The sequence below is a fragment of the Streptococcus sp. SCPM-O-B-15304 (M98) genome (genome assembly GCF_058200215.1).
Map to the genome: position 1 here is coordinate 182,021 of NZ_JBYQGQ010000001.1, position 13,774 is coordinate 195,794.

At 39.3% G+C, this 13,774-nt stretch carries 14 protein-coding genes; 13 read left to right on the forward strand and 1 reads right to left on the reverse strand.

All coding sequences use genetic code 11. The features are described from left to right. From AC3E7H_RS00850 to AC3E7H_RS00870, 5 genes are all read left to right on the forward strand, one after another. Complete coding sequence (locus AC3E7H_RS00850) at positions 1-1,143, forward strand: glucose-1-phosphate adenylyltransferase (protein WP_006151163.1); 1,143 nt, start codon at positions 1-3, stop codon at positions 1,141-1,143. Further along, positions 1,133-2,272, forward strand: coding sequence for a glucose-1-phosphate adenylyltransferase subunit GlgD (gene glgD / locus AC3E7H_RS00855; protein WP_490675950.1), 1,140 nt, complete (start codon positions 1,133-1,135; stop codon positions 2,270-2,272). Before AC3E7H_RS00850 ends, glgD begins: the two co-directional genes overlap by 11 nt. Beyond that, positions 2,269-3,702: a glycogen synthase GlgA gene (glgA, locus tag AC3E7H_RS00860; protein WP_075228555.1), complete on the forward strand. Its 1,434-nt coding sequence runs from the start codon at positions 2,269-2,271 to the stop codon at positions 3,700-3,702. The genes glgD and glgA overlap by 4 nt, the downstream gene beginning before the upstream one ends. Positions 3,703-3,764: 62 nt before the next feature. Then, a complete protein-coding gene (gene serB, locus AC3E7H_RS00865) occupies positions 3,765-4,406 on the forward strand; it encodes a phosphoserine phosphatase SerB (protein ID WP_075228556.1) in 642 nt (213 codons plus the stop codon). A gap of 16 nt (positions 4,407-4,422) precedes the next feature. Next, the gene (locus AC3E7H_RS00870) at positions 4,423-5,538 is read left to right on the forward strand and encodes a glycerate kinase (RefSeq protein WP_075228557.1); all 1,116 of its coding nucleotides are present in this window, start codon (positions 4,423-4,425) and stop codon (positions 5,536-5,538) included. Here the strand turns inward: AC3E7H_RS00870 and AC3E7H_RS00875 are convergent. After that, the gene (locus tag AC3E7H_RS00875; RefSeq protein WP_075228558.1) at positions 5,535-5,981 is read right to left on the reverse strand and encodes a DUF1694 domain-containing protein; all 447 of its coding nucleotides are present in this window, start codon (positions 5,979-5,981) and stop codon (positions 5,535-5,537) included. The two genes, AC3E7H_RS00870 and AC3E7H_RS00875, sit on opposite strands and share 4 nt — an antisense overlap. A 164-nt stretch (positions 5,982-6,145) precedes the next feature. Here AC3E7H_RS00875 and eno point away from each other — a divergent pair, with 164 nt between their 5' ends. From eno to AC3E7H_RS00915, 8 genes are all read left to right on the forward strand, one after another. Next, positions 6,146-7,450 (forward strand): surface-displayed alpha-enolase, encoded by a 1,305-nt coding sequence (gene eno / locus AC3E7H_RS00880; protein WP_000022825.1) that lies wholly within the window; start codon positions 6,146-6,148, stop codon positions 7,448-7,450. 250 nt (positions 7,451-7,700) lie between these two features. Next, positions 7,701-9,041: an exodeoxyribonuclease VII large subunit gene (gene xseA, locus AC3E7H_RS00885; protein ID WP_000417499.1), complete on the forward strand. Its 1,341-nt coding sequence runs from the start codon at positions 7,701-7,703 to the stop codon at positions 9,039-9,041. Continuing rightward, complete coding sequence (locus tag AC3E7H_RS00890; RefSeq protein WP_000043228.1) at positions 9,019-9,231, forward strand: exodeoxyribonuclease VII small subunit; 213 nt, start codon at positions 9,019-9,021, stop codon at positions 9,229-9,231. Before xseA ends, AC3E7H_RS00890 begins: the two co-directional genes overlap by 23 nt. Then, positions 9,228-10,103 (forward strand): polyprenyl synthetase family protein, encoded by an 876-nt coding sequence (locus AC3E7H_RS00895; protein WP_001041145.1) that lies wholly within the window; start codon positions 9,228-9,230, stop codon positions 10,101-10,103. Before AC3E7H_RS00890 ends, AC3E7H_RS00895 begins: the two co-directional genes overlap by 4 nt. Beyond that, positions 10,096-10,911, forward strand: coding sequence for a TlyA family RNA methyltransferase (locus tag AC3E7H_RS00900; protein ID WP_001041049.1), 816 nt, complete (start codon positions 10,096-10,098; stop codon positions 10,909-10,911). Before AC3E7H_RS00895 ends, AC3E7H_RS00900 begins: the two co-directional genes overlap by 8 nt. Next, on the forward strand, positions 10,904-11,335 hold the full coding sequence (locus AC3E7H_RS00905) for an arginine repressor (protein ID WP_001034387.1): 432 nt from the start codon (positions 10,904-10,906) through the stop codon (positions 11,333-11,335). The genes AC3E7H_RS00900 and AC3E7H_RS00905 overlap by 8 nt, the downstream gene beginning before the upstream one ends. Before the next feature lie 6 nt (positions 11,336-11,341). Then, complete coding sequence (gene recN / locus AC3E7H_RS00910; protein WP_490675951.1) at positions 11,342-13,009, forward strand: DNA repair protein RecN; 1,668 nt, start codon at positions 11,342-11,344, stop codon at positions 13,007-13,009. Continuing rightward, a complete protein-coding gene (locus AC3E7H_RS00915) occupies positions 13,010-13,738 on the forward strand; it encodes a metallophosphoesterase family protein (RefSeq protein ID WP_490675952.1) in 729 nt (242 codons plus the stop codon). The last annotated feature ends 36 nt before the right edge of the window (positions 13,739-13,774 follow it).

Below are 13,774 nucleotides of genomic sequence, written 5' to 3' on the forward strand. Positions count from 1 at the left end.
ATGAAGAATGAAATGCTAGCTTTAATCCTTGCTGGTGGGCAAGGAACTCGTCTCGGTAAACTCACTCAAAGCATTGCTAAACCTGCCGTGCAATTTGGTGGGCGCTACCGTATCATTGACTTTGCTCTTTCTAACTGTGCCAACTCTGGTATCCATAATGTTGGGGTTATTACACAGTATCAACCACTAGCTCTCAACAGCCACATTGGTAATGGTTCTAGTTGGGGTCTAGACGGTATTGACACAGGTGTTTCTATTCTTCAACCCTACTCTGCAAGTGAAGGAAACCGTTGGTTTGAAGGTACAAGTCATGCCATTTACCAAAATATCGACTATATCGACAGCATCAATCCTGAGTATGTTTTGATCCTTTCAGGTGACCATATCTACAAGATGGACTATGATGATATGCTCCAATCACACAAGGATAACAATGCCAGCTTGACAGTTGCTGTCTTAGATGTGCCACTTAAAGAAGCTAGCCGTTTTGGTATCATGAATACAGATGCTAATAATCGTATTGTTGAGTTTGAAGAAAAACCAGCTGAACCAAAATCAACTAAGGCATCAATGGGGATTTATATCTTTGACTGGAAACGACTTCGCAATATGCTAGTTGCAGCTGAGAAGGCCAACCTAGACATGTCAGACTTCGGTAAAAATGTTATTCCAAACTATCTTGAAACTGGTGAAAGTGTCTATGCTTATGAATTCAATGGATACTGGAAGGACGTTGGTACTATCGAATCTCTTTGGGAAGCAAATATGGAATACATCTCTCCAGAGAATGCTCTAGATAGTCGTAACCGTCAATGGAAAATTTATTCTCGTAACCTTATCGCTCCACCAAACTTTATTGGAGAACATGCTCATGTAGAAGACTCTCTTGTAGTGGATGGCTGTTACGTAAATGGTACAGTAAAACACTCTATCCTTTCTACAGCTGCTCAAGTTCGTAAGGGAGCAGAAGTTGTTGATTCTGTCATCATGAGTGGAGCAGTTATCGGTAGAGGAGCTAAAATTACACGTGCAATCATCGGTGAAGGAGCAGTCATTGCCGATGGTGTAGAAATTGATGGTACAGAAGAAGTACAAGTAGTCGGATATAATGAAGTAGTGGGGGTAGCAACAGATGAAGATTGATAAATATTCAGCGATTTTAGGAAATACCGTTGGTTTCCATGATATGTCAACCTTGACAAGTAACCGTCCAGTGGCAACTTTACCATTTGGAGGAAAGTATCGTTTGATTGACTTCCCACTCTCAAGTTTAGCAAATGCTGGTGTTCGTAGTGTCTTTGGAATCTTCCAACAAGATAATATCAGCTCAGTTTTCGACCACATTCGTTCAGGTCGTGAGTGGGGCTTGAATACACTACTTAGTCACTACTATTTAGGTATTTACAATACACGTGTAGAAAGTAGCACAGTCGGTAAAGAGTATTATCAACAACTCTTGACTTATTTAAAACGTTCTGGATCTAACCAAACTGTTTCCTTGAACTGTGATGTTTTGGTAAATATTGATCTTGCTCAGGTTTTCCATTTGCATAATACAACAAAATCACCAATTACAGTTGTTTATAAGAAATTGCCTAAGAAGGTCATTTCAGAAGTAAATGCAATCCTTGATATTGATGAAACTGACCACGTACTTTCACACAAACTCTTTGATAAAAAATCAAACCAAGATTTTTACAACATGTCAACAGATATCTTCGTTGTAGATACTCAATGGTTGATTAAGCGTTTGGAAGAAGAAGCCCAAAAAGAATATCCAGAAAAATTACGGTATGTTCTTCGCGATTTGGCAGCCAAAGAAGGTGCTTTTGCATATGAATACACAGGATACCTAGCCAATATTCATTCAGTAGAAACATATTACCAAGCTAATTTAGATATGCTTGATCAGCATAAATTCTACTCTTTGTTCTCGCCAAATCAAAAGATTCATACTAAAGTTAAAAACGAAGAACCTACCTACTATGCACCTGGTTCTAAAGTAAACACATCTCAATTTGCTTCTGGTAGTATCATTGAGGGTGAAGTGGATAAATCTGTTATTTCGCGTAATGTTCGTATCAATAAAGACAGCTTGGTTAAAGAATCTCTTATCTTCCCTCGCGTTGTCGTTGGAAAAGGTGCACAAGTTGAGTATGCAATTGTTGATAAGGGTGCTGAAATAGCTGAGGGAGTTGTCGTTCGAGGTACAGCAGAAAAACCTGTTATCATCAAAAAAGGCGAAAAAGTAACAGAGGATGTCCTTTCATGAAAATTTTATTTGTAGCAGCAGAGGGAGCTCCCTTTTCAAAAACAGGTGGATTGGGAGACGTTATCGGAGCACTTCCAAAATCATTAGTAAAAGCTGGGCATGAAGTTGCTGTTATCTTACCCTACTATGACATGGTTGAAGCCAAGTTTGGTGATCAGATTGAAGATGTCCTTCAATTTGAAGTCTATGTTGGTTGGCGCAGACAATTTTGTGGAATTAAGAAAACTGTTTTAAACGGTGTTACTTTCTACTTCATCGACAATCATTATTATTTCTTCCGTGGACATGTTTATGGAGATTTCGATGATGGTGAACGTTTTGCCTTCTTCCAACTTGCTGCGCTTGAAGCTATGGAGCGTATCGGATTTATCCCTGATGTCCTCCACGCTCATGACTACCATACAGCAATGATTCCTTTCTTGTTGAAGGAAAAGTACAGATGGATTCAAGCCTACCAAGGAATCAAGACTGTTTTGACCATTCATAACTTGGAATTTCAGGGTCAATTCTCTGAAAGTATGCTTTGGGACTTGTTCAGGGTTGGATTTGAGCGCTACGCTGATGGAACAGTTCGTTGGAATGATTGTCTTAACTGGATGAAGGCTGGTATTCTCTATGCAGACCGTGTATCAACCGTGTCACCTAGCTATGCTTATGAGATCATGACTACGGAGTTTGGTTGCGGTATTGATCAGATTCTTCGTATGGAATCTGGTAAGGTTTCTGGTATTGTAAACGGAATTGATACTGATCTATACAACCCAGAGACGGATGCTTTACTTGAGTATCATTTTAATAAAACTGATTTGTCAGGAAAAGCACAAAATAAAGCGAAACTTCAAGAAAGAGTTGGTCTTCCAGTACGTCCTGATGTGCCAATGATTGGTATCGTGTCACGTTTGACTCGTCAGAAGGGCTTTGATGTGGTGGTTGAAAGCCTGCATCGTATGCTTCAAGAGGATATTCAAATCGTTCTCTTGGGAACTGGAGATCCAGGATTTGAGCAAGCCTTCTCTTGGTTTAGTCAAGTATTCCCAGAAAAACTTTCTGCAAATATTACTTTTGATGTAAAATTAGCTCAAGAAATTTATGCAGCATGTGATATTTTCCTCATGCCAAGTCGCTTTGAACCGTGTGGACTTTCACAAATGATGGCCATGAGATATGGGACCCTTCCTTTGGTAAATGAGGTAGGTGGTCTTAGAGATACTGTTCAAGCCTTTAATCCAATTGATGGAACAGGTACAGGCTTTAGCTTTAATAACCTAACTCCATACTGGCTCAACTGGGCTTTGCAAACAGCTCTGGATGTTTATCACAACCATCCTGATGTTTGGAAGAACATGCAAGTTCAAGCTATGGAATGTGATTTCTCTTGGGATACAGCCTGCAAGTCATATCTTGATTTGTATCATAGCTTAGCAAACTAAATAGTTAAAATCGTATGATACCTTCATACGATTTTTTGAGATTCTGAAAGTAAGACAATTATATGAAAAAAATTAAAGGACTCTGTGTACTGGATGTTGATGGGACACTGATAGAAGAGGAAGTTATTGATTTGTTGGGGAAAGAAGCAGAATGTGAAGAAGAAGTAGCTCTGCTGACGGCCCAAGCTATGAGGGGAGAACTAGATTTTGAAGAAAGCCTGAGAAAACGTGTTTCCCTTCTAAAAGGACTTTCTATAGATACTTTTGATAAGATTTATCATGAACTACACCTTAGTAAAAATGCTGCGCAATTTATTAACACTCTGCAAAAAAATCAGATAGAAGTGGGTTTAGTTTCAGGTGGATTTACACCTGTTGTTGAAAGAGGAGCAAAAGATTTAGGGATTTCATTATTTGCTGCTAATCAACTGGAAATCAGAGATGGTCATTTAACTGGAAATCTTGTTGGTCCAATTATAAGCAGAGATGTTAAAAAAGAAACTCTAGTAAGATGGGCTTATGAATTAAAAGTACCTATCGAAAGGACCATTGCTATTGGAGATGGAGCTAATGATTTAGCAATGTTGAAGAGAGCTGGAATCGGCATTGGCTTCTGTGCCAAAGAAATCGTGAAAGAGGAAATTCCCCTTCAAATTGAAGAAAGAGATTTAACAAAAGTATTGAATCTGATAGATTTCCTTTGATTAGAAAGATGAGTGTATGAAAATTGTTATCGCGCCTGACTCTTTTAAGGAGAGTCTCCCTGCGAGTGAAGTAACTAAAGCTATTAAACGAGGCCTTAAAAAGGCTCTACCTGAATCGAAATGTTTGCTCTTACCTGTTGGCGATGGAGGGGAAGGAACAGTGGATGCCATTAAAAATTCACTTGGTCTTGTAGAAAAAACTGCTTTAGTGACAGGTCCCTTTGGAGATGAGGTTCAAATGACTTATGTTCAAAAAGGAGAACTTGCTCTTTTCGAGGTGGCTGATTTAGTTGGGCTTGCTAAAATTCCTATTGAAAAACGAAATCCACTGAAGATTCAAACAAAGGGGATTGGTCAACTGATCCTATATTTAATCGAACAAGGAATGAAAGAGATCTATATAGGAGTTGGTGGGACATCCAGTAACGATGGTGGTATTGGAATTGTCTCAGGACTCGGGTATCAGTTTTATGATGAAAACGGGATCGAACTTGAGGCTTGTGGCCAGTCCTTATTTGAAATTAGTAAGATTTTGGACAAAAGTGTCGTTACCATCCCTGCAGATGTGCATATCAAAATCTTAGCAGATGTTACCAATCCACTCTGTGGAATTCGCGGTGCCACCTATACATTTGGGAAGCAAAAAGGGTTGGAACCAGCTAAATTCCAAGATGTTGATATTGCTATTGAAAACTTTTACCGCAAAGTTGCACCTGAAATGTTAAAATTGGATGGTGCTGGAGCAGGTGGTGGTATTGCAGCTGGTTTGTGTGCCTTTGCAGGAGCAGAGATTGTATCTGGTATTCAAACCTGTTTAGATTTAATAAACTTTGATGAACAGGTTGTAGATGCAGATCTAGTTATCGTTGGTGAAGGTAGATTGGATGCTCAAAGTTTTTCAGGCAAGGCGCCAATCGGGGTAGCAAAAAGAACACCAAATGGTGTTCCAGTTATTGCTATTTGTGGTAGTTTAGCTGAGGATTTACCTCCTTTACCATTTGAGAATGTCATCGCTGCTTTTTCTATATTAGAAAAAAGTGAACCACTGGAAGACAGTCTAAAAAATGCCGCTATCTATTTAGAAGATACAGCTGCAAACATTGGTCAAATTTTAGCTTTGAAGAAAAATTAACCAAACCACTTTTTCCAAAGAGAAGTAGGAGCTTTTTTCATCTCTTTTTCCTGCCATAAGTCTGAAAAGGCACTTCTGAGGTCTTTTTCACTTGTTTGAACAGGGGCATCGCTATGGATAACTAGGCCAAAAGGAGAAGAGTTATGATCTTCAGAAACGATGGTCGCTTGGCAGTCAGCATCTTTGGATTGTTTTAGATAAAAAACTTGTTTATCAAACTCTACCTGAGGAGAAATTTTGACAAATAGAGGTTGAGTTTCTTTTTTAAAGGTTTCTATAATTGTTAAAAATCCATTTTTAAATTTATCATCATCAGCTGTTTCAAGGTCCGCGTAGCCAAGGACACGTTCCTCAAATGTTCCGAGAAAACGTCTTTGTTCATCAGGATTTAGTTTAAGACCACCATTGGCCTTTTCTAGGATTTGTTTAGATACATCAGTCATAAAAATAGTATATCATAAAATAAAGGAGAAAACAGATAAAAGAAAGCGATTACTTTATAAACTTAAGGAAAATTTGCACAAAGATAACGTTTTTCCTTGAAAAAGGTGTCTTTTTAAGGTATCATAGAGGTGTAAAAAATTTAACTCAATAAGGAGAGTAAAAAATGTCAATTATTACTGATGTTTACGCTCGCGAAGTCCTAGACTCACGCGGTAACCCAACACTTGAAGTAGAAGTTTACACTGAATCAGGTGCTTTCGGACGTGGTATGGTTCCATCAGGAGCTTCTACTGGTGAACACGAAGCAGTTGAACTTCGTGATGGTGACAAATCTCGTTACGGTGGTCTTGGTACACAAAAAGCTGTTGACAACGTAAACAACATCATCGCTGAAGCAATCATCGGCTACGATGTACGTGACCAACAAGCTATCGACCGTGCTATGATCGCACTTGACGGTACTCCTAACAAAGGTAAATTGGGTGCTAACGCAATCCTTGGTGTGTCTATCGCTGTAGCTCGTGCTGCTGCTGACTACCTTGAAATCCCACTTTACAGCTACCTTGGTGGATTTAACACTAAAGTTCTTCCAACTCCAATGATGAACATCATCAACGGTGGTTCTCACTCAGATGCTCCAATCGCTTTCCAAGAATTCATGATCGTACCTGCTGGTGCACCAACATTCAAAGAAGCTCTTCGTTGGGGTGCTGAAATCTTCCACGCTCTTAAGAAAATCCTTAAATCTCGTGGTCTTGAAACAGCCGTAGGTGACGAAGGTGGATTCGCTCCTCGTTTCGAAGGAACTGAAGACGGTGTTGAAACTATCCTTGCTGCTATCGAAGCTGCTGGTTATGTTCCAGGTAAAGACGTATTTATCGGATTTGACTGTGCATCATCAGAATTCTACGATAAAGAACGTAAAGTTTACGACTACACTAAATTCGAAGGTGAAGGAGCTGCTGTTCGTACTTCTGCAGAACAAATCGACTACCTTGAAGAATTGGTAAACAAATACCCAATCATCACTATCGAAGATGGTATGGACGAAAACGACTGGGATGGATGGAAAGCTCTTACTGAACGTCTTGGTGGTAAAGTTCAATTGGTTGGTGACGACTTCTTCGTAACAAACACTGCTTACCTTGAAAGAGGTATCGCTGAAGGCGCTGCTAACTCAATCCTTATCAAAGTTAACCAAATCGGTACTCTTACTGAAACATTCGACGCTATCGAAATGGCTAAAGAAGCTGGTTACACTGCCGTTGTATCACACCGTTCAGGTGAAACTGAAGATTCAACAATCGCTGATATCGCAGTTGCAACTAACGCAGGACAAATCAAGACTGGTTCACTTTCACGTACAGACCGTATCGCTAAATACAACCAATTGCTTCGTATCGAAGATCAACTTGGTGAAGTAGCTGAATACCGTGGATTGAAATCATTCTACAACCTTAAGAAATAAAATAGTTCAGTGAACTATTTTATCCCGAACCTTGAAACTCAAAAGTTCGGTCGTTGATTTAACAACGTTTTAAGCCCCTCGGATTTTATCCGAAGGGTTTTTTTTCTGTTCGAGGGGCAAAAATATTAAGAAATAATTTCGCACATAAATTCCCTGTATTTTCACTATTCTAGGTGGAAATTAAAGATTTTTAAGCATATTTTTGGTATAATAATACCTAGGAAAAACTAGAGAAAAGAAGGAGGTAGAGATGGAAAAGTATTTATCGGTTACAACTTTGACCAAGTATTTAAAAATGAAATTCGATAAAGACCCCTACTTGGAACGGGTATATTTAACTGGTCAAGTCTCTAACTTCCGTAAGCGTCCAACCCATCAGTATTTTTCTCTTAAAGATGACCGAGCGGTTATTCAGGCGACAATTTGGTCGGGGGTCTACCAACGTTTGGGATTTGACTTGGAAGAAGGGATGAAGATCAATGTGGTTGGTCGTGTCCAAGTCTATGAGCCAAGTGGAAGTTATTCGATTATCATTGAAAAAGCTGAACCAGATGGTGTCGGTGCCTTAGCTATCCAATTTGAACAACTTAAGAAGAAACTGGCAGAAGAAGGTTTGTTTCAAGAGCGATTTAAACAATCTTTACCACAATTTTCAAAAAAAATAGGTGTGGTGACCAGCCGTAGTGGAGCTGTTATCCAGGATATCATTACAACTGTAAGCAGACGCTTCCCTGGTGTGGAAATTGTCTTATATCCTACTAAAGTTCAAGGTGAGGGTGCTGCAAAGGAGATTGCTCGTAATATAACTCGAGCCAATGAACGTGAGGATTTAGATGTTCTGATTATTGGTCGTGGGGGAGGTTCCATTGAAGATCTTTGGGCCTTTAACGAAGAAATTGTAGTTCGAGCAATTTTTGAATCTCGTTTACCGATTATTTCGAGTGTAGGTCATGAAACAGATGTCACCTTGGCTGATTTTGTTGCTGACAAGAGAGCAGCAACACCGACAGCAGCGGCTGAACTTGCGACACCAGTAACTAAGTTAGATCTTTTGACCTATCTTCAGAATCAAGAAAAACGCATGACTACAGCGGTTAAGCATAGTTTGTCAAAGAAACAAGAAGCATTGAGAATCCTCAGTCAATCGGTCATCTTCAGACAACCAGAGCGTTTATATGACGGTTATCTACAACGCTTGGATCAGTTACAGCTGCGACTGAAGCAAGGATTGAATGCTGAATTGGTTCGTAATCAACAAAAGGTGCAAGAACAAGTCCACCGTTTGGAACAATTATCACCAATTATTAAAATCCAGCGTTATCAGGATCATATCCAGCAATTAAAGAAACTTCTGCGTAGCCAGATGGCTGTGACCTATGATGCAAAAGTAGCAGAAGTAAAACGCCTATCAGAAGCTCTCCTTATGCTAGATACTAGTCGAATTGTAGCCAGAGGTTATGCAATTGTCAAAAAAGGAGAAGTCGTAGTCGCTTCTGCGAAAGTTTTGAAAGAAAATGACCAAGTATCACTGTTGATGCGGGACGGTCAAGTAGAATTAGAGGTAAGAGATGTCAAAACAAAAGAAATTTGAGGAAAATCTAGCAGAACTTGAAACGATTGTTCAAAGTTTGGAAAATGGGGAAATTGCTCTAGAAGATGCTATTTCGGCTTTTCAAAAGGGAATGCTCTTGTCAAAAGAATTGCAGGCAACACTTGATAAGGCTGAAAAGACCTTGGTCAAGGTGATGCAAGAAGATGGAACAGAAAGTGAACTGGTATGAACAAGCAGGAAAAACTAGCTTTGGTCGAGTCAGCTCTTGAAGACTTTTATGGCAACCAACAATTTGCGTCCAGTTTAAGAGAAGCGGTTCTCTATTCCGTCCATGCTGGTGGTAAAAGGATTCGTCCTTATTTGCTTTTAGAAGTTTTGGACTCCTTGCAAGTGCCTATCACTCAGGAACATGCTCAAGTTGCAGCGGCACTAGAAATGATTCATACAGGAAGTTTGATCCATGATGATCTTCCTGCTATGGATAATGATGATTTTCGTCGGGGGCGTTTGACCAACCATAAGGTGTATGGTGAAGCTCTAGCCATTTTAGCAGGGGATGCGCTTTTTTTGGATCCCTATGCTTTAATTGCTCAAACTGATTTGCCTAGTCAAACCAAGGTTGATTTAATAGCTAATTTATCCCTTGCTTCTGGAAGTATGGGAATGGTAGCTGGTCAAGTGTTAGATATGGAAGGCGAAGGAAAACACTTGAATTTAGAGGAACTTCAGACTATCCATGCTAATAAGACAGGTAAACTTTTAGCCTTTCCTTTCCAAGCGGCTGGAATCATTGCTGGATTGGATGAAAATCTTCAGAAACAGCTTAAAACAGTTGGCGAGTTGATTGGGCTTGCTTTCCAAGTGAGAGATGATGTGCTTGATGTTACCGCTAGCTTTGAGGAAATTGGAAAAACACCCCAGAAAGACTTGCAGGCCGAAAAGTCAACCTATCCTGCCTTGTTAGGATTAGATCAGGCGATAGCGTTTTGCAATCAAACTTTGGATCAAGCTACTGCGAAACTAGAAGAGATTAGTCAAGTTGTGAGTTTTGATAAGGAGCCAATTGTGAAAATAGTAGAAAGTTTGAGAATCAATGGCTAAGGAAAGAGTAGATGTACTAGCTTACAAACAAGGTTTATTTGAAACGAGAGAACAAGCCAAACGAGGTGTTATGGCAGGTTTGGTAGTCGCTGTTTTAAATGGCGAACGATTTGATAAACCAGGAGAAAAAATTCCTGATGATACAGAGTTGAAACTCAAGGGTGAGAAACTTAAGTATGTCAGTCGTGGTGGCTTGAAACTTGAGAAGGCGCTAGATATTTTTGGTCTATCAGTTGAGGGACAAACGACCATTGATATCGGAGCTTCAACAGGTGGTTTTACTGACGTCATGTTGCAAAATGGTGCTAAACAAGTTTTTGCAGTTGATGTTGGTACTAACCAACTGGCATGGAAATTACGCCAAGACCCTCGTGTTGTCAGTATGGAGCAGTTTAATTTCCGTTATGCGGAAAAAACTGATTTTGAACAGGAACCAAGTTTCGCAAGTATCGATGTCAGTTTTATTTCCTTAGGCCTTATTTTGCCGGCTTTGCACCGTGTTTTAGCTGATCAAGGTCAGGTTGTTGCTCTAGTTAAGCCTCAATTTGAGGCTGGTCGAGAACAGATTGGTAAAAATGGAATTATCAGAGATGCCAAAGTTCACCAAAATGTTTTAGAATCAGTTACTAAAATGGCAGTTGATGAAGGATTTTCAGTCTTAGGATTGGATTATTCTCCTATTCAAGGTGGTCATGGGAATATCGAGTTTTTAGCCTATTTGCGAAAAGAAAATCACGCAATCAATCAGGTTACTTCTGAAATAGAAAAAATAGTGGAGAAAGCACATAGGGAATTTAAAGATGAATAAAAAAGAGAGACTTGAGAAGATTAGAAAATTTGTTACAGATTATCAAATCGGCACACAGGAAGAAATCGTTGAACACTTGAGAGAAGCGGGTATCTCTGCTACTCAAGCAACAGTCTCCCGAGATATTAAAGAATTAGGTATTGTAAAAATTCCATTGAAAGACAATACTTACATTTATGAATTACCAAAATCAATCGTTAGAAGCTTGCAGTTGGCAGAAAATAATATTATTCATGCTGAACGCATGGGATATATGATTAATTTGCAAGTCATTCCAGGAAATACTATTTTCGTCAAGAGTCAGTTGATGACTGTTTTTTCTGACCAAATTTTTAGCTGTATTGCTGATGATGATTCCATCTTGATGGTATTGAGAAGTGAAGAAACAGCCAAGGATATTTTTGAGCAAGTTAAAAATTGGTAGGATTATATGTTACTGGAAATTTCGATTAAAAATTTTGCTATCATCGAATCAATTTCTTTGAACTTTGAACAAGGGATGACAGTTTTAACCGGTGAAACAGGTGCGGGTAAATCAATCATTATTGACGCTATGAATATGATGTTAGGAGCTCGAGCTACAACAGAAGTTATTCGTCATGGGGCTCCAAAAGCGGAAATTGAAGGTCTTTTTTCAATTGAAAGTAACCGCGCGCTAGAAGAAATTTTTGATGAACAAGGATTAGAATTGAGTGATGAAATCATTATTCGTCGCGAAATTTTACAAAACGGTCGGAGCATCAGTCGTGTCAATGGACAGATGGTTAATCTTTCAGTATTAAGGACGATTGGTCAACAGCTAGTTGATATCCATGGTCAACATGACCAAGAGGAGTTAATGCGCCCACATCGACATATCCAGATGTTGGATGAGTTTGGGGATGCCTCTTTCTTTGAATTAAAAGAAGCCTATCAGACGAGCTTCGATAATTACCGCCGTATGCGCAAGCAAGTGCTTGACATCAAAAAAAATCAGCAGGAACACAAGGCTCGAATTGAAATGTTGGAATTTCAGATGGCTGAGATTGAAGCAGCTAATTTGAAAGCTGGTGAAGATGTTACCCTCAATCAAGAAAGAGACAGACTACTGAACCATAAACATATCGCTGATACTTTGACTAATGCTTACAGTATGTTGGATAATGAAGAGTTTTCTAGTCTGGCAAATGTTCGTTCGGCTATGAATGATATGGAAAGTCTTGAAGAGTTTGATCCAGAGTATCGTGAGATTTCAGGAACACTTTCTGAGTCTTATTATGTTTTAGAAGATATCACCAAGCGCTTGGAATCCATCCTTGATGATTTAGATTTTGATGGTAATCGTCTGATGCAGGTTGAAAGCCGACTAGATTTGATTCACACCATTACCCGTAAGTATGGTGGTAGTGTAGATGATATCCTAGAATACTTTGTCAAGATTACAGACGAATACAATCTTCTAACAGGAAATAATCTATCTTCTGAAGATATGGAAATTGAACTCAAGAAACTTGAAAAAAATCTTGTGGACCTAGCAGGTCAAGTTGCTCAAGCTCGCCATAAAATAGCGCAGGACTTAGAAGCTGAAATCAAGCAAGAATTGCAAGACCTTTACATGGAGAAAGCACAATTTCAAGTTCGTTTTAGTCAAGGAAAATTCAGTCGTGAAGGTAATGAGAGTGTTGAATTTTACATTTCAACCAATCCTGGAGAAGATTTTAAACCTTTAGTAAAAGTAGCTTCTGGTGGAGAGTTATCTCGTCTCATGTTAGCTATCAAGTCCGCTTTTTCTCGTAAGGAAGGCAAGACCAGTATCGTCTTTGATGAGGTGGATACGGGAGTTTCAGGTCGTGTAGCTCAAGCCATCGCGCAAAAAATTCACAAAATTGGACAAAATGGACAAGTGTTGGCCATATCTCACCTTCCTCAAGTTATTGCTATCGCAGATTATCAGTTCTTTATTGAAAAGATTAGCAATGAACATTCAACGGTATCAACTGTTCGCTTGTTAACAGTTGAAGAAAGGATTGAAGAAGTCGCTAAGATGTTGGCTGGGGAGAATGTGACAGAAGCAGCATTGAATCAAGCGAGAGAATTATTACAAAGTAAGGAGAAATAAATGACAGACTATTATGTAATTGGTGATGTCCACGGAAAAGCTGGAATGTTAGAAGACTTACTTAAAACATGGGATGGCAAGACTCAATTACTCTTTCTTGGAGATTTGATTGATAGAGGAGAAGATAGCCGCCGTGTTCTTGAAATGGTCAAGGATTTGGTTGATAACAAGGAAGCTATCTGCTTATCTGGGAACCACGAGTATATGTTTTTAACTTGGTTGGATAATCCTGAAGAAAGCTATGACCACTATCGTCGTAATGGTGGGGATACAACCATTAATTCCATTTTAGGCCGTCCACTAGATGCACCAGTAGATGGAGTAGCAGATGCTAAACGAGTTGAGACAGAAGCAGCAGACTTAGTGGAGTTTATCCGTCAAATGCCTTTTGTCATTGAAACAGATAAGTATATCTTTGTACATGCTGGTATTGATTTGACTTTGGATGATTGGCATGAAACGACAGATTACAAGAAAGTTTGGCTCAGAAAACCATTTCACGAAGCACCTAATCACACTGGAAAAACCATTGTCTTTGGACATACTCCTGTTTATGGTTTGTTGGATCAAAAACCTGGCACATCTGAACTCTGGATAACAGAAGACGGTAAGATTGGAATGGATGGAGGGGCTGTCTACGGCGGTGTTCTTCATGGGATTGTCTTTACCGACCAAGGTATGACAGAACATTACTTCATTGAAAATGATGGCTTTGTTGCTGAAGATTAGTACTCCTAACAGGGTATGGTCTTGTCAAAATGTTAA

Coding starts and splice junctions, on each gene's coding strand:
- AC3E7H_RS00850 (WP_006151163.1), top strand. CDS start 1: ATGAAGAATGAAATGCTAGCTTTAATCCTTGCTGGTGGGCAAGGAACT.
- glgD (WP_490675950.1), top strand. CDS start 1,133: ATGAAGATTGATAAATATTCAGCGATTTTAGGAAATACCGTTGGTTTC.
- glgA (WP_075228555.1), top strand. CDS start 2,269: ATGAAAATTTTATTTGTAGCAGCAGAGGGAGCTCCCTTTTCAAAAACA.
- serB (WP_075228556.1), top strand. CDS start 3,765: ATGAAAAAAATTAAAGGACTCTGTGTACTGGATGTTGATGGGACACTG.
- AC3E7H_RS00870 (WP_075228557.1), top strand. CDS start 4,423: ATGAAAATTGTTATCGCGCCTGACTCTTTTAAGGAGAGTCTCCCTGCG.
- AC3E7H_RS00875 (WP_075228558.1), bottom strand. CDS start 5,981: ATGACTGATGTATCTAAACAAATCCTAGAAAAGGCCAATGGTGGTCTT.
- eno (WP_000022825.1), top strand. CDS start 6,146: ATGTCAATTATTACTGATGTTTACGCTCGCGAAGTCCTAGACTCACGC.
- xseA (WP_000417499.1), top strand. CDS start 7,701: ATGGAAAAGTATTTATCGGTTACAACTTTGACCAAGTATTTAAAAATG.
- AC3E7H_RS00890 (WP_000043228.1), top strand. CDS start 9,019: ATGTCAAAACAAAAGAAATTTGAGGAAAATCTAGCAGAACTTGAAACG.
- AC3E7H_RS00895 (WP_001041145.1), top strand. CDS start 9,228: ATGAACAAGCAGGAAAAACTAGCTTTGGTCGAGTCAGCTCTTGAAGAC.
- AC3E7H_RS00900 (WP_001041049.1), top strand. CDS start 10,096: ATGGCTAAGGAAAGAGTAGATGTACTAGCTTACAAACAAGGTTTATTT.
- AC3E7H_RS00905 (WP_001034387.1), top strand. CDS start 10,904: ATGAATAAAAAAGAGAGACTTGAGAAGATTAGAAAATTTGTTACAGAT.
- recN (WP_490675951.1), top strand. CDS start 11,342: ATGTTACTGGAAATTTCGATTAAAAATTTTGCTATCATCGAATCAATT.
- AC3E7H_RS00915 (WP_490675952.1), top strand. CDS start 13,010: ATGACAGACTATTATGTAATTGGTGATGTCCACGGAAAAGCTGGAATG.